The organism is Streptosporangium sp. NBC_01469 (assembly GCF_036227305.1).
Classification (GTDB): Bacteria; Actinomycetota; Actinomycetes; order Streptosporangiales; family Streptosporangiaceae; genus Streptosporangium.
Genome location: NZ_CP109465.1, coordinates 4,879,560 through 4,904,095, shown reverse-complemented (window position 1 = coordinate 4,904,095; position 24,536 = coordinate 4,879,560). Strand labels below are relative to the sequence as shown.

The following is a 24,536-nucleotide window of genomic DNA, read 5'->3' as shown; positions in this document are numbered from 1 at the left end:
CCGCCCCCCGGCCATCGACGGGACGACGCCACCGCGCGAAGAACGAGGAACGGCCACCGCCCCGGGGAGGCGGTGGCCGTTCACGTGTTTCCTTCTTCCGGGCCGTCGGACGGCTTTCCCCGGATCGTCAGACGGCGGTCAGCACCGCCGCGGAGTTGAAACCCCCGGAGCCGCGGGCCACGACCAGCGCGGACGAGAGCCCCTCCACCCTCCTGGGCTCGGTGACCAGGTCCATCCCCTCGGGGGCGACGGTGCCGACGGTCGGCGGGAGCACCCCCTCGGCCAGGGCCAGGGCCGCCCAGGCGAGGTCGAGGGCCGCGCCCCCCGAGCACAGGCGGCCGGTCATCGTCTTGGGCACCGTCACCGGCACGCGGCGCTCCCCGAACACCTCCCGCAGCGCCGCCGCCTCGAGGGAGTCCCTGGTCACGTCCCCCGCCCCGTCGGCGAAGACCACGCCGACCTCGTCCGGGCCGAGCCCGGCGCGGGCGATCGCCTCGCGCATCGCCCTGGCGTACTGGCGGGGATCGGGGGCCGGGTCGCTCACGTGGTGGGCGTCGTGGGTGGAGGCGGTCCCGGCGATCTCGGCGTAGACCGTCGGGGCGACCCGGCCGAGGGCGCTGTACCGGTCCTCCACGATGAGGATCGCGCCCCCCTCACCGGGAACGTGGCCGGCCGCGTCGGGCGCGAAGGGCCGGTAGGCGCGTACGGGGTCGGTCGCGCGGCTCACCGTCGCCTCACCGGCCTGGCAGGCCAGCGCGTACGGCGACAGCGGCGCCTCGGTGCCCCCGGTCACGACGACCTCGGTACCCGCGCGGATCAGCCGTGCCGCCTCGGCCAGCGCGTCGATCGCCCCGGCCGCGTCCGCGACCAGCACCCCGCAGGCGCCCTTGATCCCGTGCCTGATGGACAGCTGGCCGCTGCTCGCGGCGTAGAACCAGCCGATGGACTGGTAGGCGCTCACCGACCTCGGCCCCTCGCTCCACAGCGCCTGGATCTCCCGCTGGCCGAAGACGTTCCCGCCCGAGGCGGCTGCGGTCACCACCGACAGGTCGAACGGGTCCTCCCTCGCGGGGTCGAGGGCGGCGTCGGCCAGCGCGAGCCGGGTGGCGGCGAGGGCGAACCAGGTCCACCGGTCGGTCTGCACCAGCAGCCTGCTGTCGACGAACTCGCGCTCGTCGAAGCCGGTGACCTCCCCCGCCAGCCCGATCGGCGACCCGGAGGCGTCGAACGACGTCACCGGGCCGATCCGGCTCCGCCCGGACAGGGATCCCTCCCAGTGCCCGGCCGCGCCGATCCCCGTCGGGGCGACCACCCCGATCCCGGTGATCACCGCCCTGCGGTCGCTCATCGGACCGCCTCCGGGTCAGAGAAGATCATCGCGGACTGGAACCCGCCGAAGCCGCTGCCCGCCGAGAGCGCGTGCCTGGCGGTCACCTCGCGGGCGACCAGGGGCGTGTAGTCCAGGTCGCACTCGGGGTCGGGCACGGTCAGGTTGGCCGTGGGCGGGACCACGCCCCGCTGCAGGACCAGGGCGCAGGCGGCCATCTCGATCGATCCGATCGCGCCGAGCGAGTGGCCGATCACCGACTTGATCGAGCTGATCGGCACCCGCCGGGCGTGGTCGCCGAGGCTCCGCTTGTAGGCGGACGTCTCGTGCAGGTCGTTCTGCTTGGTCCCCGACCCGTGGGCGTTGACGTAGCCGATGTCCTCGGGGTTGAGCGCGGCCTGGTCGAGCGCGTGGCCGATGGCCCTGCCCAGTTCCAGGCCGTCGGGCCGCAGCCCGGTCATGTGGAAGGCGTTGGCCCGCGCGGCGTAGCCGGTGACCTCGCAGTAGACGCGGGCACCGCGCCGCCGGGCGTGCTCCAGCTCCTCCACCACCAGCACCGCCGCGCCCTCGCCGAGGACGAAACCCCTGCGCCCGGCGTCGAAGGGCCGCGAGGCCGTCTCGGGCTCGGCGTTGTCCGGGCTGGTGGCGCGGATGGCGTCGAAGCACGCCACGGTGATCGGGGAGATCGGCGCGTCCGACGCCCCCGCGAGCATCATGTCCGCCTCGCCGTCCTGGATGAGCCGGTACGCCCGGCCGATGGCGTCGATGCCGGAGGTGCAGCCGGTCGAGACGACGGCGGCCGGGCCGTTCAGGCCGAACCTGACCGCCAGCTCGGCCGCCGCGCTGGAGGGCACCAGCGACTGGTAGAGGAACGGCTTGAGGTGGCGGTGGTCCACCTCCCAGTCCGTGCCGCGGTCGCTGGCGACCACGTACTCCTCCTCCAGGGTGATGGTGGCCCCGACCGCCGAGCCGAGGCTGACCCCGGCCCGCTCGGGATCGGCCGCGCCGAGGTCGAGGCCGGAGTCGGCCAGCGCCTCGTCGGCGCCGGCCACGGCCAGCTGGACGAAGCGGTCCATGCGCCGGACCTCGCGCGGGGTGAGCCCGTGGGCGGCCGGGTCGAAGTCGACCTCGGCCGCGATCCGGGAGCGGAACGGGGACGGGTCGAAGGCGGTGATCCGGCGGACGGCCGGCTTGCCGTCCACGATCCGGTTCCAGAACTCCTCCCGGCCCACCCCGCCCGGGGCGATCACCCCGATGCCGGTGACGGCGACTCTTCTCACGTTCCCACCTTCCCGGGGTGGGGCTCGGTGTCCACGTGCCCGAGTTCGGGCCTCGGGGCGAGCGGGCTGAGCTGGAAGACCGCGAGCACGTCGTCCTCACCGACGTTGGTGAGGCGGTGCCTGACCTCGCGGGGGATCAGCAGCGCCTGCTCGGCGCCGACGGTGAGCGGCTCGCCGTCGAGGTCCACCCTGAGCGTCCCGGTCGCGACGAACACGTACTCCTCGGAGTAGGGGTGGTAGTGCTCGGAGACACTCTCGCCGGGCGCCAGGCGCACGGCCCCGCAGAAGCCCGACGAGGAACCGCAGGTCGCCGGGGAGACCAGGGTGCGCAGGTCGCCACCGCGCCTGGTGTTGGACGGCACGTCGTGGAAACCCACCACGCGCCGGCGGAGCCTCTCCACCTTCTCCTTGATCAGCGACATCTGGATCGCGGAGCCGGCGTTGATCCGGTCGGTCATCCCCCGGGTGTCGACCGGCGCACCGGGCCTCATGTGGAAGTCCTGCACCCAGCGCATGCGGGTGCGGTCGGGGCCGAGTTCCTCGTAGACCCAGGTGATGTTCATGAACTCGAAAGGCCCGGTCTCCACCCGGCGCGCCCTGACCGTCCAGGTGTCGCGGTCCCAGGAGCGTTCCGACACCCAGGACCAGACGCGGTCCTGCTCGTCGGGGTGCATGGTGAGCCGGAAGGTCACCGAGTCGTCCGACTCGGTGAGGATCTCCACCTTCGCGTACTCGGAGAAGAGTTCCGGCCAGGCCCGGACGTCGTTCGTCCGGTCCCAGACGAATCCGATGGGCGCGTCGATCTCGATCGCGTTGTCGGTGTGTCCGATCATGATGTGCGCTCGCCTCCTCCGACGCCGGTCGCCGCCAGCCGCTCGATCACGAGTTTCCTCATCAGGGACGGCGTGGCCCGGGCCGTCAGCTGTTCCTCCACGTCCACGCCGAACCGGTCCTGGATGCGGGTGGCGATCTCCACCCGGGCCAGCGAGTCGAGGTCCAGCTCGTCGAAGCTGAGCTCCAGGACGTCGTCCCCGGCCGCGGGGTCCAGGCCCACGGAGAGCAGCAACTCGCGTGCGTTCTCTTCGGTGAATGGCATCGTCATCGTTTCCTGTCGTCGGTCGGTGTCTCGGAAGGCGCGGGTCGGGTGTCTCGGCGGAACGGCCCGTGTGTCGTCGGTGTCCCGGGGAGCACGGGCCGGGTGGTCGAAGGGCGGGCCGGTCTCCCGGAGGAATCGGCCCGCGTCCCGTCGGTGTCTCGGCGGAACCGGCCCGCGTCACGGAAGGCGCGAGTCGGTCTCCCTGCGGAACGGCCCGTGTCCCGGAAGGCCGCGGGCCGGTGGCCCGGGGTGTCAGCCGTCGTCCCGCAGGGCGTCGGCCAGCCAGATCCGGGCCGAGCCGACCGCCCGGAGATCCGCCATCGCGGGGACGGGACGGCCCAGCCTTCGGGCGAGGTCGGCCTGGTGGGTCACCGTGGCATGCCAGCCGTACCCGGCCAGCCAGCCCACCGGGTCCTCCACGGCCGACCGCCAGGCGGCCCGGGTGGAGGCGAGCCTGCCCATGGCGGGCCGCATCTGCGGCAGCTCGGCGTACGCCTTGTTGACGTGTTCGACGGCGAGCCTGCTGCCGGGGGGCGACAGCTCGGAGACGCGGCCGAGGACGCGCCCCGCGTCGTCCGGCGTGAGATACATCAGCACGCCCTCGATCAGCCAGGCGGTCGGCGCGTCCGGGTCGAGGCCCGCGGACAGCAGCGCCGACGGCCAGTCCTCGCGCAGGTCGGCGGGGACGACCGCGCGATCGCAGGCGGGCCGGGCGCCCTGACCGGCCAGCGCCTTCTCCTTGAAGGAGATCAGGTCCGGCAGGTCGACCTCGAACAGGCGGGTGCCCTCGGGCCAGCGCAGCCGGAAGGCGCGGGTGTCCAGGCCGGCGGCGAGCAGGACCACCTGCCGCAGGCCCGCCCCCTCGGCCTCGCGCAGCCGGTCGTCGAAGAAGCGGGTACGCAGGACGAAGTGCTCGGCGGCCTGGCGGCCCGCCTCGCTGATCCCGGTGATCCGCCCGGCGGCGTCGGCGAGCGGGCCCGCGAGCGGGTCGTCGAAGAGCCGGTCGGGCCGCGCGCTCTCCGCCTCCCTGGCCTGAGTGATCACCACCGCGGTACGGCTCACGCCCGTGGGCGGGCCGGGCTCCCCCGTTGGTCTGGTCACGCCTCGCTCCTGTCTTCCGTGAGGTCTCCGTCGCCGACGGAACCCCTGTCTCCGGTGAAACCCCTGTCGCCGGTGAAGTCGACGGCCATGGTGAGCCGGTACGTCTCGCGGTACACCAGCCGGTCGAACGTCAGGCGCATGAACGCGTCACGCGCCGCGCAGGCGACCGGGTGCCGCCAGCGGGTGAGCTCGCCGTTGGCCCGCGACCGCCGGACCATCCGGGCGGTGCGCTCCACCCTCCGGGCCTCGTAGGCGGCCAGTGCCGCCGGGACGTCACCGCCGGCGAGCTCCTCGCCCAGCACGAGGGCGTCCTCGATCGCCTGCCCGGCCCCCTGGCCGAGGTTGAACGTCATCGGATGGGCCGCGTCCCCCAGCAGCGTCACCGGGCCGTGGCTCCAGCGCCGCAGCGGCGGACGGTCGAAGATGTGCACCGGGGTGACGTCGTCCGCCCCGGTGGCCGCGATCAGGCCGGGAATCGGGTCGGGCCAGCCGGCGAACTCCGCGGCCAGCAGGTCAAGGGCGCTCTCGCCGAGCCGCGGGGCGACCCGGTCACCGAGCACCCCGTCCCAGTAGACGTGGTCGTCGGCGAGCCGGTAGCAGACGAACCACCGGCCTCGGCCCCACGTGCTGAGGAAGGTGTGCTCGGGCACCCCGGAGCCCGGCAGCCGGATGACCCCCTGGAAGGCGGTGAACCCGGCGTAGCGGGGCGGCGGTTCGCCGGGGAGCAGCGCGGCGCGTACGGCCGAGCGCAGCCCGTCCGCGCCGACGAGCAGGTCCGCCCGTTCCTCGCGGCCCCCGTGGAACCGGGCGACGACGCCGTCCCCGGTCGCGGTGAGGCCGGTGAACCGGGAGCCGGTCACGAGGTCGTCCCCGACCTGATCGGCGAGGAGGGCGTGCAGCCCGGGGCGGCCGACGGCGTGGACGGGGGCGTCGTAGTGCCCCGCCATGCGCGCCATCGACCACTCCGCGATCCTCCGGCCGCGCGCGTCCTGGAACAGGTGCCGGTGGAGCTCGTGCCCGATCTTCCCGACCCCGGGCTCCAGGCCGAGCGCGCGCAGCGCCAGCACGGCGTTGTGCCAGAGCACCAGGCCGTGTCCCGCCCGCGCGGCACGCGGTTCGGGGGCGCGCTCGTACACGGTGACCTCGGCTCCCGCGGCCCGCAGCGCGAGCGCCGCGGTCAGCCCGCCGATGCCGCCCCCGACGACGACCACCCTCACGAGGGCCCCCGCGCGACGGCGGCGGCCACCGCGCCTCCCCTGCCCCCCACCGCCCCCGTCCCCTCCGGGGGCGGTACGGCCGTCTCCGTCTCCTCCCGGACCAGGAAGCGCAGAGAGCGGGCCTCGGTCACGCACTCGCGCATGGGCCCGACGAGCGCGCGGTGCTCCTCGGCCGCCTCCCAGGTGAGGAAGTCGGCCAGCTCGCGCCACTCGCTGGTGATCAGCCACTGCTCGGGGTCGGTCGCCGACTGGCATACCTGGTCCCTCAGGTGCCCGGGGACACCTCCGGACACCTGGTGGCGGATCTTCTCGTAGGCCGCCAGGAAGTCCTCCCACCGCTCGGCGGGCACCCTGATCAGGAAGACGATCCTGGCCCTCATCGGGGACCCCCCACACCGGGCGGGGGGCCGCCGAGCTCGGAGGTGAACTCGAACCGGCCCAGTACCGGGACGCAGCTGCCGTACAGGCCGTCCGAGGCCTCACCGGTGAGGAACCCCACGACCCTGGCGACCAGCTCGGGGGTGACGGTGTGGTCGAAGTTCATCCCGGGACGTTCCCTGCGCTTGTCCGGCGTGTCGGCCATGGTCATGACGATCGTGTTGGCGTGGATGCCGCTCCGCTTCACCTCGTGCGCGATGGAGCGGACCCAGGCGACCAGGGCCGCCTTCGCGGCGGTGTAGGCCGACAGCGCGGGCAGCGGCTCGCCGGCGAGCGGGGTGCTGAAGTAGACCAGCCGCGCCCCCTCGGCCAGGTGCGGCAGGACCGCCTGGGTGGCGGTCACCGCCGACAGGAAGTTGTCGCGCAGCATCCGCTCGTAGGTCCCGGTGTCCATCAGGAACAGCGGTCCCGCCCGGAAGCCGCCGACCAGGTGGACCAGCCCGTCGAGACGGCCGAAGCGCCTGATCGCCTCCTCGGCGGCGAGGCGGGCGCCTTCGGGATCGGAGACGTCCGTGGCCAGCGTCTCGATCCGCCCGGCGACCCCGTGCCGCCGCCGCAGCCCGTCGAGCCGGTCCTTGTCCCGGCCGGTGAGCAGCAGCCGGTCGCCCCGGCCGCCGAGCAGCTCGATCACGGGCCCGGCGAGCTGCCCGGTGGCTCCGGTGATCAGGAAGACGGGGGCGCTCATCGGGCCGGCTCCGTTCGGACCGGTTCCGCGACGCGGGTGGTCACGTGGTCCATCAGCGCCGACGCGAAGAAGGCCCGCACCCCTGCGGGGTCGCTCATGTCGCGCGGGACCACGAGGTGGGCGTCCAGCTCGCGTTCCAGTTTCTGGATGCCGGGCTGCCTGGACAGGTGTGCCATCACGCTCGGCAGGTTGCCGTCGATCTCGATGACACGGACGACCGTGGTGCCGTGCATGAAGATCGACGTACTGAGCAGGCGTGTCCCGTCGGGGGTCTCCCCCTCGGGGGGCGCGTAGCCCGACAGCAGTTCCCGCACCGCCGCCTCCGTGCCGGGCCTGATCTGGAAAGTGATCGCGTAGCGCCGCATCGGTCTCCCTTGGCCGGGGGCGGCCCTCCGCCGCCTTCGGGAACCAGCCTGTTCGCGGCGGGTCCGGCTGTCTTCCACCACGTGACCGAACCCGGTGGTCCCCCGGCGGTGGGGTCGTCTCCGCCGCGGGTGGGAGCCCGCGTCCCCTCACCGTGGAGTCTCCCGGGGGCGGGGGTGCCATTGCACCGGGACCCGACCCGCCCCGCTTTTAATTTAAAACGCTATTAAAACAATGCCACACACGATGATTCGTACCGTTTTACCCACATATTCAGCCATCGCATATATTGCGATTCGGCCAACACATCTTAAGAATCCCCAAGGCTTCTCTGTGAGAACTCATAGATCACTTGAATGACACGCGTGCCGATGGTATCCGCCGGAAGGAGGCCCTCGAGTTATCCGGGCCACCGTCCGGAGAACATTTCCCGGTGGACGATCGACACCTCGCATACCTGAAGAATAGAATCTTAATGAATTCTGTGACGCCCCATATGATTTGCTTGATATAGCCACTTTTTCTGACTACGCTCACCTTTCATGGGGGAACGACGGGGCAAAACAACCCAGAAATGCAAGCACCTCTCATGTTCACCGATTAGCCGATCTCAACGGAACCCAACGGGGTGGGTCCGGTGAGCGCCTTCTTCGGCTATCTCGTCTCCGAGCTGAGCTGGACCGATCTGTTGTGCTCCACGGTGGCCGTGATCCTGGCCGTCGTGTCGTCCACGATCGACGCCCGCCACGCCCGGACCACACCGGCCGGGAGCGAGACCGGCGCGATGCTCCGTGAGCGACGCTGGATCGCCCGCGACCTGCACGACGGCGTGGGCCACGGCCTGACCGTCATCGCGCTCCAGGCCAGACGACTGTCCGGCTCATCGGCGACGGGGCACCACGTGGCCCAGATCATCGAGGAGACGGCCCAGGCGACCCTGGAGGACCTGCGGAAAACCCTGGCCGCCCTGCGGCACGAGCCGTCCCTCCCACGGGGGCGGCGCGACCTTCCCGAGTGGAAGGACCCGCTACGCGGCCCCGCGTGGGAGGAACCTCCGCGCGGTCCGTCACGAAAGGAGCCGCCACACCGCCTCTCCTGGGAAGAACCTCCGCGCGGCGACGACGGGGTGCCGCTGTCGACCAGGCTGACCGAGCTCGCCGGGCGCTTCCCCTTTCCCGACCTGGCCGTACGGCTGCGCAACATCGCCGACGAGCGCCACGTGCCACCCGAGGTCGCCAAGACCGCGTTCCGCGTCGCGCAGGAGGCCCTGACGAACGCGCTCAAGCACAACACCGGCCCGGTCCGGCTGGACGTCTGCTTCGGTGACGAGCTGAGCGTCTCGGTGGTCAACGAGACGCGCCCCGGTGTGATGGCCGTGGCCGTTCCGGTGCCCTTTCCCGGCAGGCGGGTTCCCGGCGGGCAGGGCGGCGCGGGGCTGCCCGGCCTGTCGGAGCGGGTCGCGGAGCAGGGGGGCCACCTGGAGTCGGGGCCACTGGCCGGGGGCGGGTTCGCCACCAGGGCCGTCATTCCCGTGACTTCTGCCATCTTCAGAGAGGACGAGCCATGCGGAAGATCCGTGTCCTGATCGCCGACGACCAGCCGCTGATCCGCAGTGGCCTGCACGCCATCTTCGACGGGGTGCCCGACATCGTGGTGGTCGGGGAGGCACGACACGGGATACAGGCGGTGCAGTCGGTCAAGTCGCTCCGCCCGGACGTCGTGCTGATGGACATCAACATGCCGCGTATGGACGGCATCACCGCCACCAGGGAGATCTGCAAGCTGGGTCCCGCCTATCCCGCGAAGGTCGTCATCCTGACCATCTACGACCAGGACGAGCACGTCTTCGAGGCGCTGCGCAGCGGGGCCAGCGGCTTCATCCTCAAGCACACGCCCACCGACCGGCTGGTGGACGCCGTGCGCGAGGCCGCCGAGGGCGACGCCCTGCTGTCGCCCTCGGTGACGCGAAAGCTCATCGACGAGTTCGCCAGGCGCCCGGTGCTCTCGGCCGCGCCGACCGCCGTGCTCGACCAGCTCACCGAGCGGGAGCGGGAGGTGTTCCGCCTGCTCGTGCGGGGCTACGGCAACGACGAGATCGCCCGCACGCTCGTGCTCGGCGACAGCACGATCAAGTCACACGTCCAGCATCTCTACCAGAAGCTCGGGGTCCGCGACCGGGTCCAGATAGTGATCTTCGCGTACGAGAACGGCCTGGTGGCGGCCACCCCCCGGGGCTGACACGGCTCCGGCGCGCGAAGGCGGCCGTCTCCCTCTCGTCGGGAGGCGGCCGTCTCGCGTCCGGCCGTCCCGCAGAGCCACCTCCCGTCCGGTCCCCGGAAAAGCGCCCGGAGAAGTGCCGGGAGAAGTGCCGGGAGAAGAGGCACGGCTCCCCCCGGGGAAGGAGACGGTCCCCTCCCCGGAGGAGCCCCCGGTTCACGCCGGCGGCGGGCGACAGCGGCCGGGGCCGGTTCCTACGGTGGGACGGACCCGATCGACCGGCCACCGAGGAGTGCCCGTGCCCGACCAGATCCTGATCGTCGCCCGCCTCACCCCCGGCGGTTCCGGCGAGGTCTCCCGCCTCTTCGGCGAGTCCGACGCCGGCGAGCTGCCCCGCGCGCTCGGGGTGACGCGCCGCGACCTGTTCCTCTACCGGGACCTCTACCTCCACCGCGTCGAGTTCGAGGGCTCCGCCGCCGAGGCGATGGCCGCGGCCCGCGGACGCGAGGACTTCCTGCGGCTGAGCCGGGAGCTCGAACCACACGTCAGGCCGTACGACCCGGACACCTGGCGCGGCCCCGCCGACGCGATGGCACGGCGGTTCTACCACTGGACCCCCGAGGAGCGTGCCCTGTGACGACCTCCACCGCCGGACCACGACTCGGTGATCGCGAAACCGGTCGTCTGGGCGCCCACCCGGGAGGAGGCCGTCGCCAGGGCCGACCGCGCGCTCGCCGAGTTCGCCGTGGAGGGGCCGGGGGCGGTCACCTCCATCCCGCTGCTGCGCGCCCTGCTCGCACAACCTCGGTTCGCGGCCGGTGAGCACGGCACCGGATTCGTGGACTCGCTCATGAGCGAGCAGGAACATATACCCTGGTCTGCGTAAACTTTTCTGAATGCCAGCGTAAATCCGGGGTACTCGCCACCACATGACCGATTCTCAGGGGATCATCGGAGCCCGCTACCGCCTGCTCGAACGCATCGGCAGAGGAGGCATGGGAACGGTCTGGCGAGCGCGGGACGAGGTCCTGGGCCGCGAGGTGGCGGTCAAGGAGGTCATCCCCTCCCCCGACCTCACCGGCCCCGAGCGCGAGGTCTTCACCGTACGGACCCTCAGGGAGGCCCGCGCCGCCGGGCGGATCGGCCACCCCGGGGTGGCGACGGTCTACGACGTGATCGAGGAGTACGGGCGTCCCTGGATCGTCATGCAGCTCGTCGACTCCCGCACGCTCGGAGCGGTGATCAGGGAGGACGGGCCGCTGCCGCCGATGCGGGTGGCGCGGATCGGGCTGGAGGTGCTGGGCGCGCTGCTCGCCGCCCATCAGGCGGGCGTCCTGCACCGCGACGTGAAGCCCGACAACGTGCTGCTCGCCAAGGACGGGCGGGCCGTGCTCACCGACTTCGGCATCGCCGTCCTGGAGGGCGACTCGTCGATCACCAGGACCGGCTCGCTCATCGGCACCCCGGCGTTCATCGCGCCGGAGCGGGCGAGCGGCGGGCCGGCCGAGTTCGCCTCCGACCTGTGGTCGCTCGGCGTGACGCTCCACGTGGCGGTCGAGGGGCGTTCCCCCTTCGAGCGGGCCCACCCGCTGGCGACGCTCAGCGCCGTCATGCACCAGGAGCCGTCACCGATGCGGTTCGCCGGACCGCTCGCCCCGGTGATCTTCGGCCTGCTCCACAAGGATCCCGCGCGGCGCATGTCCGCCCGCGAGGTGCAGATCCAGCTGACCTCGCTGGTGAACGGCACCGCTCCGCAGCCGACCATGCCCATCGAGCTGCCCGTCGAGCCACCGGTCGGGACGCGGACCGGGCCGGCCACCGCGATTCCCGTGGTGGCCGCGGTCCCGGGCCCGGACGGCGCCCCCACCACCCCGGCCGGGGCCATGCCGCCCATGCCATCCGAGCTCCCCGAACCCGAGCCGGTCCCGGCCTTCGCCCCCCGGAGGAGACGGCGTCCGGCGACGGCCGCCCTGGTCGCGACGGCGCTCGCCATCGCCGCGACCGCGGGAGGGATGGCGTGGGTCGCCGTCAACTCCTCGCCCCAGGCCCCCCAGGATCCGCCGGCCTCTTCGAGCGTGGCGCCCGACGAGAAGAAGCCCTCGAAGGAGCCCGAGCAGGCGAAGGTGCCCGCGCGGGACAACGGGGGCGGGACCTCCGGCCGCCAGGCCCCCGAGAGGTCGGGGAACGGCGACCCCGCGCCCAGGGACAGGCCGTCGGGCAAGCCGACGGGCGAACCGTCGGAGAAGCCCTCGGGCAAGCCGTCACAGGACCCCTCCGCGGAGCCCGAGGAGGACCCCACCGAACCGGGACAGGACGAGGAGGAGGGCCAGGGCGAGGGGACCGACGAGGGCTCGGGCCAGGACGACGCGCCGGGCGAGGGCCAGCAGGGCGACTCACCCGACCAGGTTGACCCCAACGCCGGGAGGGCCGCGCTGGAGACGGGCACCGCAGGCGAGGCCGAAAGGGCCGGGGCGACCGGCGAGGGGAAGGGCGCCGGGGGGTTCTGAGAAGGGCCCGGGGAAGACCTGGGCAGGAGGACCCGGAGGACCACCGCCCGGTCCGGCCCCTCCCTAACCCGGCGGACCGCGCTAGGACTCGGCGGCGACGATCTTCAGGGCGTTGGCCAGATCGTCGGGGTAGGTGGTGCTGAAGGAGACCCACTCGCCGGTGGAGGGGTGCTCGAAGGCCAGGGAGACCGCGTGCAGCCACTGCCGGCTCACCCCCAGGCGCGCGGCCAGGGTGGGGTCGGCCCCGTACAGCATGTCGCCGACACACGGGTGGCGCAGCGCCGACATGTGGACCCGGATCTGGTGGGTGCGGCCCGTCTCCAGCTTGATGTCCAGCAGCGACGCCGCGCGGAACGCCTCGATCGTGTCGTAGTGGGTGATCGAGTCCTTACCCCCGGACACGACCGCCCAGCGGCCGTCCCCGACGGGATGGCGGTCGATCGGCGCGTCCACGGTGCCGCGGTGCGGGTCGGGGTGGCCCTGGACCAGCGCGTGGTAGCGCTTGTCGACCGTACGCTCCTTGAAGGCCCGCTTCAGGTGGGAGTAGGCGTGCTCGCTCTTGGCGACGACCATCGCGCCGGTGGTGTTGGCGTCCAGCCGGTGCACGATGCCCTGGCGCTCGGCCGCGCCGCTGGTGGCCACCCGGTGGCCGGTGCCCAGCAGGCCGCCGATCACGGTGGGCCCGGTCCAGCCGGTGGTCGGGTGGGCGGCCACGCCGATGGGCTTGTTGACGACGACGATGTCGTCGTCCTCGTACACGATGTGCATGCCGGGCACCGGCTCGGCGACCGGCATCGGGGTGGTGGGCGGCGGCGGGAGGGTGACCTCCAGCCAGGCGCCGCCGTGGACCCGGTCGGATTTGATCGCGGTCGAGCCGTCCACCAGCACGTCGCCGGCGACGATCAACTCGGCCGCGCGCGTGCGGGAGAGGCCGAACAGACGTGACAGGGCGGCGTCGAGGCGCTCGCCCTCCAACCCGTCGGGGACGGGGAGGCTTCGCCGGTCAGCCATCGTTGTTCTCCTTCGTTTCCTTCGTGTCCTTCGTGGCTCCCGTGTCGCGCGTGCCGTCGATCTGGTAGCCCCGCCAGGCGAGGAAAACCGCCAGGATGCCCCCGCAGACGATCGCCGAGTCGGCGACGTTCCAGACCGGGAAGTGGCCGGGGAAGGTCTCGATGAAGTCGACCACGTGCCCCTGGAACGGCGAGGGCCTGCCGGGGCCGAAGCCCGAGGGCCAGCGGAAGACCCGGTCGGTGAGGTTGCCGAGCGCCCCGCCGAGCAACAGGCTCAGCGTGACCGCCCAGGGCAGGCTGCGCAGGTTGCGCGCGGTGCGCAGGATCGCCACCACGACGGCGGCCGCCACACAGGTGAAGACGATCGTCATCCCGGTGCCGAGATTGAAGGCGGCCCCCGGGTTGAAGATTACCCGGAACTGGAGGATGTCCGGGATGACCACGAACGGTTCCCTGCCCTCCAGGGTCTTCAGCACGAGGGTCTTCGTGGCCAGGTCGAGGGCGTAGATAATGGGGACGATCGTCGCGAGGACGGCGATCCGCCGCCCCGGGAGCGGGGCGGCCGCAACCGCCCCGTCCTCGGTGTCGCCGGTCAGCGGCGCTCCTCCCGCTGCTTGCAGGCCACGCACAGCGTCGCCCTCGGAAACGCCTGAAGGCGCTCCTTTCCGATCGGCTGATGGCACGATTCGCACACTCCGTAGGTCCCCGCGTCGATCCGGGCGATCGCTCGCTCGTTCTGCGCGACCAGGTCGCGCGAGTTCAGGGTAAGGGCGATTTCGCGCTCGCGTTCATACGTCCGGGCTCCGGCGTCGGCCTGATCGTCTCCCGCCCCGTCGGTGACGTCGCTCGACGCGATCTCCGTCTCGGCCTTGGCGATCTCCTCGTTGAGCTCGCGGATCTCCGTGGCCAGTTGCCCGCGGACCTCCTTGAGCTCCTCGGCCGACCAGGTGACGACGGCGCCGTCCTGGGACGGCGCCACCGCGCTTTTGTCTGCGCGCACGGTCGCGGCCATGGCGGCCTCCTTGCTCGATGGACCGTCTCCAATGTGGTAAACGGTGCGGGCAGCTTAGGTCTCCCATAACAGAACGGCAAACGACCCGCCGCAATGTTTACCACTCCCGTAACATCCGGTCGCTTCCCCCTGATTCCACCCAGCCGACCTCAATACGGGGAAGCTTCCAGCGGGCGGGTGCGTTATCGTTTGAGCCTGCAAGGCGTTGATGGGGACAGCAACCTCCGCATCCCCTCGCACGAGCGACCCGGGGACGGTGCGAGCCCGGGGCGAGGCGCGGAGGCACGATCACCCCGGAGCCGCCGGAAGAACGGCCGCGACGACCCGCCAGAGGCTCGCGACGGCCCAGTAGACCCGGCAGCAGACCAAAGGAAGAGGACCTCGCGCGCGGGGTCAAGGAGGGTGGTACCGCGGGGCCCGACGGCCTCGTCCCTCCACGCCACAGCCGGTTCCAGCGTGGAGGTCCAACCCATTATGTCCGCCTATTTCCGTTCTCTTCCTGCGCAGGTCGATCTTCCCGCGCTTGAGCACGAGGTGCTCGACCGCTGGCGGGACGGCAAGATCTTCGAGCGCTCGGTCGAGCAGAACGCCGGCGGTCCCAACTGGGTCTTCTACGAGGGTCCGCCCACCGCCAACGGCATGCCCGGCGTCCACCACGTCGAGGCCCGCGTCTTCAAGGACCTCTTCCCCCGCTACAAGTCGATGCGGGGCTTCAACGTCCCCCGCAAGGCGGGCTGGGACTGCCACGGGCTGCCCGTCGAGGTCGCCGTCGAGAAGTCCCTCGGCCTCTCCGGCAAGAAGGAGATCGAGGCGTACGGCATCGCCGAGTTCAACGACAGGTGCCGTGAGTCCGTGCTGAAGCACGTGGACGCCTTCGAGGAGATGACCGAGCGGATGGGCTACTGGATCGACCTGTCCCAGGCCTACCGCACGATGGACCCGGCCTACGTGGAGTCCGTCTGGTGGTCACTCAAGGTCATCTTCGACAAGGACCTCCTGACCCGCGACTTCCGCATCACCCCGTACTGCCCCCGCTGCGGCACCGGCCTGTCCGACCACGAACTGGGCCAGCCGGGCGGCTACGAGACCGTCACCAGCCCGTCGGTCTACGTCCGCATGCCCGCGACCTCGGGACCGCTGGCCGACCTCGGCGCCTCGCTGCTGATCTGGACCACCACGCCGTGGACCCTGGTCTCCAACACCGCCGTGGCCCTGCACCCGGACGTGACCTACGTCGCGGCGCGCCCCGCCGGGTCCGACGAGGTCCTGGTGGTGGCCGAGCCGCTGCTGGTCTCCGCGCTGGGCGAGGGCGCCGAGGTCCTGGCCTCCTTCCAGGGCGCCGACCTGGAGCACACCACCTACTCGCGCCCGTTCGACCTGGTCGACATCCCCGGCGCGCACTACGTGGTGCTCGGCTACTACGTCACCACCGAGGACGGCACCGGCCTGGTCCACCAGGCGCCCGCCTTCGGCGCCGACGACATGACGACCTGCAAGCGGTACGGGCTGCCCGTGGTCAACCCGATCGGCCCCGACGGCCGGTTCCTGGACAGCGTGCCCCAGGTCGGCGGCGAGTTCTTCAAGGACGCCGACGAGGGGCTCACGGCCGACCTGCGGGCGCGCGGCCTGCTCTACCGCGGCAGCCACTTCGAGCACAGCTACCCGCACTGCTGGCGCTGCCACACCGCGCTGCTCTACTACGCCCTCCCCGCCTGGTACATCCGCACCACCGCGATCAAGGACCAGCTCCTCGCCGAGAACGAGAAGACCAGCTGGTACCCCGAGACGATCAAGTGGGGCCGGTTCGGCGAGTGGCTGCGCAACAACGTCGACTGGTCCCTGTCGCGCTCGCGCTACTGGGGCACCCCGCTGCCCCTGTGGGTCTGCACGGCCGACGAGTCGCACGTCACCTGCGTCGGCTCGCTGGACGAGCTGGGCCGCCTGTCCGGCCAGGACGTCTCCGCGCTCGACCCGCACCGCCCCTATGTGGACGACGTCACGCTGCCCTGCCCCACCTGCGGCAACGAGGCGCGCCGGGTGCCCGACGTGATCGACGCCTGGTACGACTCGGGCTCGATGCCGTTCGCCCAGTGGGGCGCCCCGTACCTGAACGAGGAGATGCTCCAGAAGGCCTACCCCGCGCAGTTCATCTGCGAGGCCACCGACCAGACCCGCGGCTGGTTCTACTCGCTGATGGCGGTCGGCACGCTCGTCTTCGGCAGGTCCTCGTACGAGAACGTGCTCTGCCTCGGCCTGATCCTGGCCGAGGACGGCCGCAAGATGAGCAAGCACCTGGGCAACGTCCTCAAGCCGATGCCGCTGATGGACCAGCACGGCGCCGACGCGCTGCGCTGGTACATGGCCTGCTCCGGCTCGCCGTGGGCGGCCCGCAGGGTGGGACACGGCGCCCTGGAGGAGATCGTCCGCAAGGTCCTGCTCACCTACTGGAACACCACGTCGTTCTTCACCCTGTACGCCAACACCGAGTCCTGGTCGCCGTCCCGGCTCTCCGAGGCGCCCGCGTACGAGGAGCGCCCGCTGATCGACCGCTGGGCCCTCGCCGAGCTGCACCGGACCGTGTCCGAGGTCACCGCGTCGCTGGACGTCTTCGACACCGCCCGCGTCGGGCGGCGCCTCGCCGAGTTCCTCGACGACCTGTCCAACTGGTACGTGCGCCGCTCCCGGCGCCGCTTCTGGACCGGTGACCCCGCGGCGTTCGCCACGCTGTACGAGTGCCTGGAGACCGTCACCCGGCTGATGGCACCGGTGGTTCCGTTCACCACCGACTACGTCTGGGACGTGCTCCGCGACGCCGGTGCGCCCTCCTCGGTCCACCTGGCCTCCTGGCCCGAGGTCAACGGCGAGCTGCTGGACCCCGAGCTGTCCGAGCGGATGGCGCTGGTCCGCCGCCTGGTGGAGCTGGGCCGCTCGGCCCGCGCCTCCAGCGGGGTCAAGACCCGCCAGCCGCTCGGCCGCGCCCTGGTCGGCGCCCCCGGCTGGGCCGCGCTCTCCCCGGAGCTGCGCGAACTGATCGCCGACGAGCTCAACGTGAAGGACCTGGAGGACCTGTCCGGGATCGGGGCGGACCTGGTGTCCTTCACCGTCAAGCCCAACTTCCGGGCGCTGGGCAGGCGGTTCGGCTCGCAGACCAAGCTGGTCGCCTCGGCCGTCACCGCCACCGACCCCGCCGAGCTCGCCCGCGCGCTCCGTACCGGCTCGCCGGTCCCGGTGGAAGCGGGAGAGCTGGGCACCGTGGAACTCGGCGCCGACGACGTGATCGTCACCGAGCAGCCGAGGTCCGGCTGGGCGGTGGAGGCCGGGGCCGGTGAGACCATCGCCCTCGACCTCACCATCACCGACGAGCTGCGCCGCTCCGGCCTGATCCGCGACGTCATCCGCCTGCTCCAGGACACCCGCAAGTCCACCGGTCTGGCGATCACCGACCGGATCGACGTGTGGTGGTCCACCGGCGACGCCGACCTGGCCGAGGCCCTGCGGACCCAGGGCCGGACGGTGGCCGACGAGGTCCTCGCCGTCTCCCTCACCGAGGGCGGCGTGGACGACCTCCCCGCCCACGGCGACGCGGAGCTCGGCCTGACCTTCCAGCTCCGCCGCACGACGACGACGGTCTGACCGGTCTGGCCCGTCTGCCTGCTCCGACCGGCCGGACCGGCCTGGAAGGACCGGTGAGACCGGACACGGCCGGGGTGCCGGGGATGTCCTCCCCGGCACCCCGGCCGTCCTGGTTTGCGAAAATGACGGGCCCGATGTCCGGATAGCCCGGAGGCGACCGGTCCGGTGCCCGGTCGGCTCACGTCCGGCGGTCGAGCCTGCAGATCGGGCAGTTGCTCAGACCGGCCTGCTCGGCCTCGGCCCGGGACATGGTCTCGATGCCGCTGCCGCCCACGCTGGCGCCCTTGACGAGAGGACAGTCGGAGTCGTGGAAGCGGCGGGTGCCGACGATGACCGTGACCGTCTCGCCGTCCGCCCCGCGCTCCTGGGCGGCGGGACGCGGCCGGTCCTTGATGGCGGGGATGCCGCCGGGGGAGGTGTCGTCGCCGCGGTCATCGGCGTCACGGTCATCGCGGGAGGGGGCGGACCCCCCGGCCTCGGCGGCTTCGGACGTCGCGCCGGTAGAGGCCGCCTCGGGTGCCGGGGCGGGTTTCGCGGAGGTGGAGTCGGCCGCCACCTGCCGCCCGGCGCGCCCGGACGCGGTCTCGGCCGGCTCCACCGGTTCGGGGGCACCGCCCTCGGCGGGGGTCGCCCGCCCGGCGGAACCCGAGGGCTCCGGGGAGGCGTCCCGCCCGGCGGTCGCGGTTTCCGCTCCCTCGGGGGAGGCCTTCGCGCCGGAGACGGCCCCGGCGCCGGCCTTCCCTTCGGCGGGCTCGGCCTTCGCGGACCCGCCCCTGGCCTGCTTCACGGGCTCGGCCTTCGCCGGCTTGGGATTGGCGAGCCTGGTGGGCTCGGCCTCGGCCTCGGCCTGCCCGGGTCCGGTGGACCCGGACTTCGCGGGCGCGACCACGGGGGTGTCCGGCTCGTCGGGCTCGGGCGCCTCGGCCCGGCTCGCGGAGGCGGTCGTGGCGGACGTCCCTGAGGAGCCTGGGGAGCCCGAGGCGGTGGACCCGGTCCCTGCGGGTCTGCCGGTCTTGGGCCCGGCCTTCGCGGAATCGGGCCTGGCGGAGGTGTCCGCGGACCCGGTGGAGGCCTCCGGACTCTCCTGTCCGGACGTCCGCGCGGCCGCGTCGCGGTTGAACCAGCTGGTGGCCTCGGACGCGGCGTGCGGGATCTCGGGGATCTTCGGCAGCCGGATCGCCGGACGGGTCGGCTGCTCCGCCGGGCGGGCCGGGGGACTCGCGGGCTCCTGGGGCCGCGCCTGCGGCTCGGGAGGCTTGACGTAGGGCCGGGCGACCGGGACGACGGGCTCCTGCGGGGAGCGCCGGGCCTCCTCGCGGGACGTGGTGCTCTCGCGCCGCTCCGCGGAGGTTTCCGGCCTGGCGGGTGCGACGTCGCGCCTGGCCACCGGAGGCGCCGGGGGTGCCGGGGATACCGGGGGCACTGGGGACGCCGGGGACTCAGCCCTGGTCTGCGAGGTCTCGAACCGGGCCTGCGGGCTCTCGGCCCCGGGCCGCCGGGATTCGGGCCGCTGAGGTTCGGATCTCTGAGATTCGGGCCGCTGGGCCTCGGACCTCTGAGGGTCGGGCCGCTGGGGCTCGGGCCGCGCTCCGGGGGCCTGCTGCCCGCCGGACGGGGCCGCGGGCTGCACGGGCCGGTACGGGGAGGTGAAGCGGGCGGTGGCCTCGTGTGCTCCCGGCTCGTGAGCACCGGCCAGGGGGCCGGACTCCCGGGAGACGGTCAGGGACTCGTCGGGCTTCCGCACCCCGGGCGGGGTCTCCCGCGACTGGGGCCCGGAGGTGGAGCCGGCGGGCAGGCACGTGGTGCAGGGCGTGAAGCCCTCCTCCAGCGCCTCCTCGTGGGTGAGCTCCTCATGATCTCTGCCGGCCAGCTGGCGGCATCCCGCGACGTGATAGCGCTTGCGGCCGGGGATGACCAGCACGATCGCCCCGGGGTCCAGGGCGCCCCGCCTCGCCGCGGCGGCGGTGGCCGGCCCGGCCACCGGGCCGCGTCGCGGCTGGGTCGGGGCGGCGGGCGCCTGCGGCATCCCGTGCCGCACCATCATCTGCTGTGGCGCGGAAGGCTGGTTCGGCACACCGTGCGGCGCGGGCAGTGGCCCGGCCGGCATCGGTCCCTTCGGGGGAAGGGGCTGAGAGGCCCCGGCGTCCCCGCCGGGGAACAACTCGTGGCGGCGCAACAACGCCCCGATCACCAGGAAGACTGCGGACAGCACGCTGACCGCGATCGACCACATGACCAGGAATGGCTTGGCCAGCACGAACCCCGCGATGAGCAGGACGATGGCCGTGAGTACCAAACCGGCGCTGATAAGGATCACAGAGAGACTCCCGGATGCGGGTCAACAGGATGACCCGACACCTTAGCGGCGGTCGTTGTGAGGACCGTCAACGCCCTGGAAGGCGCCAGAATGCTGCGAGGGATCGCCGCCGAACGGGTTGGGCGCGCTCTGGAGGGTCGGCTGACCGCCCTGAGGCACCGCGTGGGACATGGCCGGGGGCCCGCTCACGATCGGGAATCCGCCGCTGCCCTCGGCAGCCACGTTCAGCTCGGCGAGCTGATTCTCCAGGTACAGCTTCAGGCGGCTGCGGTACTCGCGCTCGAAGCTGCGGAGCTCCTCGACCTTGCGCTCCAGCTCGTCGCGGGTCTGCACCAGGGAGCCCATGGCCTGACGGTGCCGCTCCTGCGCGTCGCGCTCCAGCGTCTCCGCTCGCGCGCGCGCGTCACCGATGACCTGCTCGGCCTGGCGACGTGCCTTGCCGAGAATGTCGTCGGCCTCGCGGCGCGCCCGGGTCACCGTCTCGTCCGCCTCACGGCGGGCGTCGGCGATGGCCTGGTCGGCGGTCTGCTGGGCGAGGGCGAGGACGCGGGCCGCGGTGTCCATGTTGTCCTCGGCCGGAGGCATTCCCATTCCGACGGGAACGGGCTGCTGATGCTGCACCGGCTCGGGAGCACGCATGGGCTCCGGCTGCTGCATCATCATCTCGGGCTTGGGCTCGGCGATGGGGGCGGGCGCCATGGCCATGCCCATACCGCCGGGGACCTTGCCCCGCAGGCACTCCGCCAGCTTGGCGCGGAGCTCCTCGTTCTCCTGAATGAGACGGTCCAACTCGGACTCGACCTCATCGAGGAAGGCGTCTACCTCTTCCTCGTCGTAACCCGGCCTGAGTCGGGTCGTACTAAATTGCTTGTTCCGCACATCGGCGGGTGTCAGCGGCATTTCGGTCTCCTTGGCGCGCTTGGAGTCTGTCCGGGGGGACGGTACCCGATCAACGAAGCGCGGACACGAGTTGGATCAAGACCAAGACCACAATGAACAGCACTGTGAAGCTTAGGTCAAAGGCCACCGTACCCAACCGGAGTGGTGGAATGAAACGGCGGAGGAACTTGAGAGGTGGGTCGGTCACCGTGTATACGGCTTCCGCCAGCACCAGGACGATGCCGGTGGGGCGCCACTGACGTGCGAACGCCTGCACCGTCTCGAAGATCATTCTGCCGATCAGCAGGACGAGGTAGATGGACAGGACGAAGACCAAGATCCCGCTAACGATCCCCACGGTCCGTGCCCGCCTCCACTCCGCTCTGCCGTCCTCTGTCCCGTCGGGACCTGTCGGGCCGGTCACTGTTCATGGTGGAACTCTAGCTCTGGTTGAAGAATCCGCGTTCCGCGATTCGGGCCTTGTCCTCGGCGGTCACCTCGACATTGGCTGGGGACAACAGGAACACCTTGTTGGTAACACGTTCGATGCTGCCGTGTAGGCCAAAGACCAGACCTGCCGCGAAATCAACGAGTCGCTTGGCGTCGCTGTCAACCATCTCGGTCAGGTTCATGATGACCGGGGTACCGTCGCGGAAGTGCTCGCCGATGGTCCGCGCCTCGTTGTACGTACGAGGGTGAAGGGTGGTGATGCGCGCCAGATCGGTCGTGCGGCGCTCCAGAAGGGCCGTCGCGGGCCTCGGAGCGGGGACGCCGGGGTCGGTGTCATCCTGGAGGTCGTGGACCGTGCCAGGACGTTCGTCGCCCTCGCGGCGCGCGTCGTCGAATTCCTCGTACTCGTCGTCGGGGTAGCTGTCGTATCTCTCATAGCGGTCGTCCTCAACAAGACCGAGGTAGACCGCCATCTTGCGCATCGCGCCGGCCATCGCTACTTCTTCCTCCGTCTTGCTTCAGATGTGCCCCAGGGGCCAGCCCGACCGCCCTGAGCTCACCACCGTTCGACCGCTGCTCGGATACGCGGACGCCAAGGCCCACTTGAAGGGACATTACCTGACGAAGGGCTTCCTGCGACCGAGCAACGCCGTACCAACACGCAGGTGTGTCGCGCCGTTGGCGATAGCCTGGGATATGTCCCCACTCATTCCCGCCGAGATGACATCGGCGCCCGGGTGGGCCCGCTGGACGGACCGCGCGATCTCCCTCAGCCTCGCGAACGCCCCGCCCGGTTCCTCCTCCAGTGGCGCGACCGCCATCACCCCGCCCAGCTCAAGCCCCTCGGCTCCGGCGACGGCGTCGGCCAGGGCCTCCACCTCCTCCGGTCGCGCGCCGCCCCGCGCGAGATCGCCGTCGAGCGCGACCTGCACCAGGCAGGTGACCGGGCGTCCCGCTCCGAGCGCCTCCCGGCTGAGCGCGGTGACCAGGCGCGTGCGGTCGACCGAGTGGACGACGTCCGCGTACCCGACCACCGAGCGGACCTTGTTGGTCTGCAACTGGCCGACGAAGTGCCAGCGGAGGCCGAGACCGGCGCACTCTCGCGCCTTGACCGAGGCCTCCTGGTCGCGGTTCTCACCGACGTCGGTGATCCCGAGTTCGGCCAGGAGCCGTACGTCGGAGGCGGGGTAGGTCTTGCTCACCGCGATGAGCGTCAGCTCCTCGCGGTGACGGCCGGCGGCCCGGCAGGCCTGGGCGATCTCCGCCTCGACCCGGGCCAGCCCGGCCGCGATCTCATCACGTCGTGTTGTTTCCGTCACATCTCCGCCGCTCGGACACTGGCAAACCGGCGGAGCCCATTCTTCCCGGCACGGCCGGGCGGTCCGTCGCCGCCCCCACCGTGAGAGATGTCACTTCAGGAAGTCGGGGACGTCCAGCTCCTCTTCCTGCTCCTCGAAGATCACCGGCCGGCGCCGGGCGGGATCGGCGGCCCTGGCGGAGATCGGTGTCGGCTGCGAGGGCTCGGGAGCCGGCCGCGGGATCGACAACGGCGGGGAGTGCGGCTCCTCCACGCGGTGCGGCTCGGCCTGCTCCGCAGAGGACTGCGGCTGATGGACCGGGTAGATCTGCTGCGGCTGGGGTGCGGGCTCCGCCTGCGCCGGCTGCGGGGTGGCGACCGGCCGCATCGGCGGGGGCGGCGCGTGCTCCACCCTGGGCTCGGGGCGGGGCTCGGCCTTGACCGTGGGCGCCAGCGGGCGGACCTGCTGCGGCGCCGCCGAGGGCGGGGCCGGGCGCGAGACGGACTGCGGGCGGGCGGCCGGCTGCGGGAGCGGCTTGGGCTCGGGAGCGGGCTCGTCGAACCCGGCCGCGATCACCGTGACACGCACCTCGTCGCCGAGGGCGTCGTCGATGACCGTACCGAAGATGATGTTGGCGTCCGGCGCGGCGGCGGTGGAGACGAGCTGGGCCGCCTCGTTGATCTCGAACAGGCCGAGGTCGGAGCCACCGGCGATCGACAGCAGCACGCCGTGCGCGCCGTCGATGCTGGCCTCCAGCAGCGGGCTGGAGACGGCCATCTCGGCCGCCGCGACCGAGCGGTCGTCGCCGCGGGCGTGACCGATGCCCATCAGGGCGGAGCCCGCCCCGGACATGACCGACTTCACGTCGGCGAAGTCGAGGTTGATCAGGCCGGGTGTGGTTATCAGGTCGGTGATGCCCTGGACACCGGAGAGCAGCACCTGGTCGGCCGCCTTGAAGGCGTCCAGCACGCTCACCTGCCGGTCGGAGATCGACAGCAGCCGGTCGTTCGGGATCACGATGAGGGTGTCGACCTCCTCGCGGAGGGTCTCGATGCCGGCGTCGGCCTGCATCGCCCTGCGCCGTCCCTCGAAGCTGAAGGGCCGGGTCACGACACCGATGGTCAGCGCGCCCAGCGTACGGGCGATGTTGGCCACCACCGGGGCGCCGCCGGTGCCCGTGCCACCGCCCTCACCCGCCGTGACGAAAACCATGTCGGCCCCCTTGAGGACCTCTTCGATCTCCTCACGGTGATCCTCGGCCGCCTTGCGCCCGACTTCGGGGTTGGCTCCCGCGCCAAGGCCACGGGTGAGTTCGCGCCCGACGTCGAGCTTGACGTCGGCGTCACTCATCAGCAGCGCCTGGGCGTCGGTATTGATGGCGATGAACTCGACGCCCTTGAGTCCCTCCTCGATCATCCGGTTGACGGCGTTGACTCCGCCTCCGCCGATTCCTACAACCTTGATGACCGCGAGGTAGTTCTGCGGTGCTGCCACGACGAGGGGCCTTTCCGCTCGTTGACTTGCAATTTCATGCGGCACGGGGCCCGTGCCGTCGTTTCCAAAACCCTCACCCTCAAGTTGAGATTTAGCTTTATGTCAACCTGAGGAGTGATACGGACAGTAGGAGTTACGCTCCTGGCGGGTCAACTAACCGCGCCGCAAGCGCGTCCAGCGTGTCGCGGGCCGTCCTTTTCCGGGAACGCCCG

General features: G+C 71.8%; 23 protein-coding genes and 1 pseudogene. 6 read left to right on the top strand and 18 right to left on the bottom strand.

Annotated features, from left to right (window positions below):
• Window positions 1–127 precede the first annotated feature (127 nt).
• The 9 genes from OG587_RS21900 to OG587_RS21860 form a co-directional block, all read right to left on the bottom strand.
• Window positions 128–1,348: a beta-ketoacyl synthase N-terminal-like domain-containing protein gene (locus tag OG587_RS21900; protein ID WP_329093141.1), complete on the bottom strand. Its 1,221-nt coding sequence runs from the start codon at window positions 1,346–1,348 to the stop codon at window positions 128–130.
• The gene (locus OG587_RS21895) at window positions 1,345–2,607 is read right to left on the bottom strand and encodes a beta-ketoacyl-[acyl-carrier-protein] synthase family protein (RefSeq protein WP_329093139.1); all 1,263 of its coding nucleotides are present in this window, start codon (window positions 2,605–2,607) and stop codon (window positions 1,345–1,347) included. Before OG587_RS21895 ends, OG587_RS21900 begins: the two co-directional genes overlap by 4 nt.
• Window positions 2,604–3,440: a cupin domain-containing protein gene (locus OG587_RS21890; protein ID WP_329093137.1), complete on the bottom strand. Its 837-nt coding sequence runs from the start codon at window positions 3,438–3,440 to the stop codon at window positions 2,604–2,606. The genes OG587_RS21895 and OG587_RS21890 overlap by 4 nt, the downstream gene beginning before the upstream one ends.
• Window positions 3,437–3,703, bottom strand: a complete 267-nt coding sequence (locus OG587_RS21885; protein WP_329093135.1) for an acyl carrier protein — start codon at window positions 3,701–3,703, stop codon at window positions 3,437–3,439. Before OG587_RS21885 ends, OG587_RS21890 begins: the two co-directional genes overlap by 4 nt.
• Window positions 3,704–3,955: 252 nt before the next feature.
• Complete coding sequence (locus OG587_RS21880) at window positions 3,956–4,804, bottom strand: SAM-dependent methyltransferase (protein WP_329093132.1); 849 nt, start codon at window positions 4,802–4,804, stop codon at window positions 3,956–3,958.
• Window positions 4,801–6,021 (bottom strand): FAD-dependent oxidoreductase, encoded by a 1,221-nt coding sequence (locus OG587_RS21875; RefSeq protein ID WP_329093130.1) that lies wholly within the window; start codon window positions 6,019–6,021, stop codon window positions 4,801–4,803. The genes OG587_RS21880 and OG587_RS21875 overlap by 4 nt, the downstream gene beginning before the upstream one ends.
• The gene (locus OG587_RS21870; RefSeq protein ID WP_329093128.1) at window positions 6,018–6,401 is read right to left on the bottom strand and encodes an antibiotic biosynthesis monooxygenase family protein; all 384 of its coding nucleotides are present in this window, start codon (window positions 6,399–6,401) and stop codon (window positions 6,018–6,020) included. Before OG587_RS21870 ends, OG587_RS21875 begins: the two co-directional genes overlap by 4 nt.
• On the bottom strand, window positions 6,398–7,144 hold the full coding sequence (locus OG587_RS21865) for an SDR family oxidoreductase (RefSeq protein ID WP_329093126.1): 747 nt from the start codon (window positions 7,142–7,144) through the stop codon (window positions 6,398–6,400). Before OG587_RS21865 ends, OG587_RS21870 begins: the two co-directional genes overlap by 4 nt.
• A complete protein-coding gene (locus tag OG587_RS21860; RefSeq protein WP_329093124.1) occupies window positions 7,141–7,509 on the bottom strand; it encodes a SchA/CurD-like domain-containing protein in 369 nt (122 codons plus the stop codon). Before OG587_RS21860 ends, OG587_RS21865 begins: the two co-directional genes overlap by 4 nt.
• 635 nt (window positions 7,510–8,144) lie before the next feature.
• On the opposite strand from OG587_RS21860, the gene OG587_RS21855 reads away from it, so the two are divergent.
• The 5 genes and pseudogenes from OG587_RS21855 to OG587_RS21835 all read left to right on the top strand — a co-directional run bounded on the left by OG587_RS21855 (window position 8,145) and on the right by OG587_RS21835 (window position 12,231).
• On the top strand, window positions 8,145–9,092 hold the full coding sequence (locus OG587_RS21855) for a sensor histidine kinase (RefSeq protein WP_329093122.1): 948 nt from the start codon (window positions 8,145–8,147) through the stop codon (window positions 9,090–9,092).
• Window positions 9,071–9,745 carry a response regulator transcription factor gene (locus OG587_RS21850; RefSeq protein WP_329093119.1) on the top strand — a complete coding sequence of 225 codons (675 nt, stop codon included), beginning with the start codon at window positions 9,071–9,073 and terminating at the stop codon, window positions 9,743–9,745. Before OG587_RS21855 ends, OG587_RS21850 begins: the two co-directional genes overlap by 22 nt.
• Before the next feature lie 277 nt (window positions 9,746–10,022).
• Window positions 10,023–10,361 carry a TcmI family type II polyketide cyclase gene (locus tag OG587_RS21845; RefSeq protein ID WP_329093118.1) on the top strand — a complete coding sequence of 113 codons (339 nt, stop codon included), beginning with the start codon at window positions 10,023–10,025 and terminating at the stop codon, window positions 10,359–10,361.
• A gap of 21 nt (window positions 10,362–10,382) precedes the next feature.
• Window positions 10,383–10,610 (top strand): annotated as a pseudogene (locus OG587_RS21840) (hypothetical protein); the annotation flags it as partial.
• Between the two features lie 43 nt (window positions 10,611–10,653).
• A complete protein-coding gene (locus OG587_RS21835) occupies window positions 10,654–12,231 on the top strand; it encodes a serine/threonine-protein kinase (protein WP_329093116.1) in 1,578 nt (525 codons plus the stop codon).
• An 81-nt stretch (window positions 12,232–12,312) separates the two neighbouring features.
• Here OG587_RS21835 and OG587_RS21830 read toward each other — a convergent pair whose 3' ends face one another.
• The 3 genes from OG587_RS21830 to OG587_RS21820 are packed head-to-tail and all read right to left on the bottom strand — an operon-like array spanning window position 12,313 to window position 14,253.
• A complete protein-coding gene (locus tag OG587_RS21830; RefSeq protein WP_329093114.1) occupies window positions 12,313–13,242 on the bottom strand; it encodes an RluA family pseudouridine synthase in 930 nt (309 codons plus the stop codon).
• Window positions 13,235–13,870: a signal peptidase II gene (locus OG587_RS21825; RefSeq protein WP_329093112.1), complete on the bottom strand. Its 636-nt coding sequence runs from the start codon at window positions 13,868–13,870 to the stop codon at window positions 13,235–13,237. Before OG587_RS21825 ends, OG587_RS21830 begins: the two co-directional genes overlap by 8 nt.
• Entirely contained in the window at window positions 13,834–14,253 is a 420-nt protein-coding gene (locus OG587_RS21820) for a TraR/DksA family transcriptional regulator (RefSeq protein WP_329093109.1), read from the bottom strand. Before OG587_RS21820 ends, OG587_RS21825 begins: the two co-directional genes overlap by 37 nt.
• Window positions 14,254–14,727: 474 nt before the next feature.
• On the opposite strand from OG587_RS21820, the gene ileS reads away from it, so the two are divergent.
• Complete coding sequence (ileS, locus tag OG587_RS21815; protein ID WP_329093107.1) at window positions 14,728–17,886, top strand: isoleucine--tRNA ligase; 3,159 nt, start codon at window positions 14,728–14,730, stop codon at window positions 17,884–17,886.
• 178 nt (window positions 17,887–18,064) lie between these two features.
• On the opposite strand, the gene OG587_RS21810 is transcribed toward ileS, so the two are convergent.
• From OG587_RS21810 to ftsZ, 6 genes are all read right to left on the bottom strand, one after another.
• Window positions 18,065–20,203, bottom strand: a complete 2,139-nt coding sequence (locus OG587_RS21810; RefSeq protein ID WP_329093105.1) for a hypothetical protein — start codon at window positions 20,201–20,203, stop codon at window positions 18,065–18,067.
• A 42-nt stretch (window positions 20,204–20,245) separates the two neighbouring features.
• Window positions 20,246–21,103: a DivIVA domain-containing protein gene (locus OG587_RS21805; RefSeq protein ID WP_329093103.1), complete on the bottom strand. Its 858-nt coding sequence runs from the start codon at window positions 21,101–21,103 to the stop codon at window positions 20,246–20,248.
• Window positions 21,104–21,152: 49 nt separating this feature from the next.
• Window positions 21,153–21,440 carry a YggT family protein gene (locus tag OG587_RS21800; protein ID WP_030909817.1) on the bottom strand — a complete coding sequence of 96 codons (288 nt, stop codon included), beginning with the start codon at window positions 21,438–21,440 and terminating at the stop codon, window positions 21,153–21,155.
• 82 nt (window positions 21,441–21,522) lie between these two features.
• Entirely contained in the window at window positions 21,523–22,026 is a 504-nt protein-coding gene (locus OG587_RS21795) for a cell division protein SepF (RefSeq protein WP_329093101.1), read from the bottom strand.
• Between the two features lie 120 nt (window positions 22,027–22,146).
• Window positions 22,147–22,851, bottom strand: coding sequence for a YggS family pyridoxal phosphate-dependent enzyme (locus OG587_RS21790; protein WP_329093099.1), 705 nt, complete (start codon window positions 22,849–22,851; stop codon window positions 22,147–22,149).
• Between the two features lie 90 nt (window positions 22,852–22,941).
• Window positions 22,942–24,324, bottom strand: coding sequence for a cell division protein FtsZ (ftsZ, locus tag OG587_RS21785; protein ID WP_329093097.1), 1,383 nt, complete (start codon window positions 24,322–24,324; stop codon window positions 22,942–22,944).
• Window positions 24,325–24,536 lie beyond the last annotated feature (212 nt).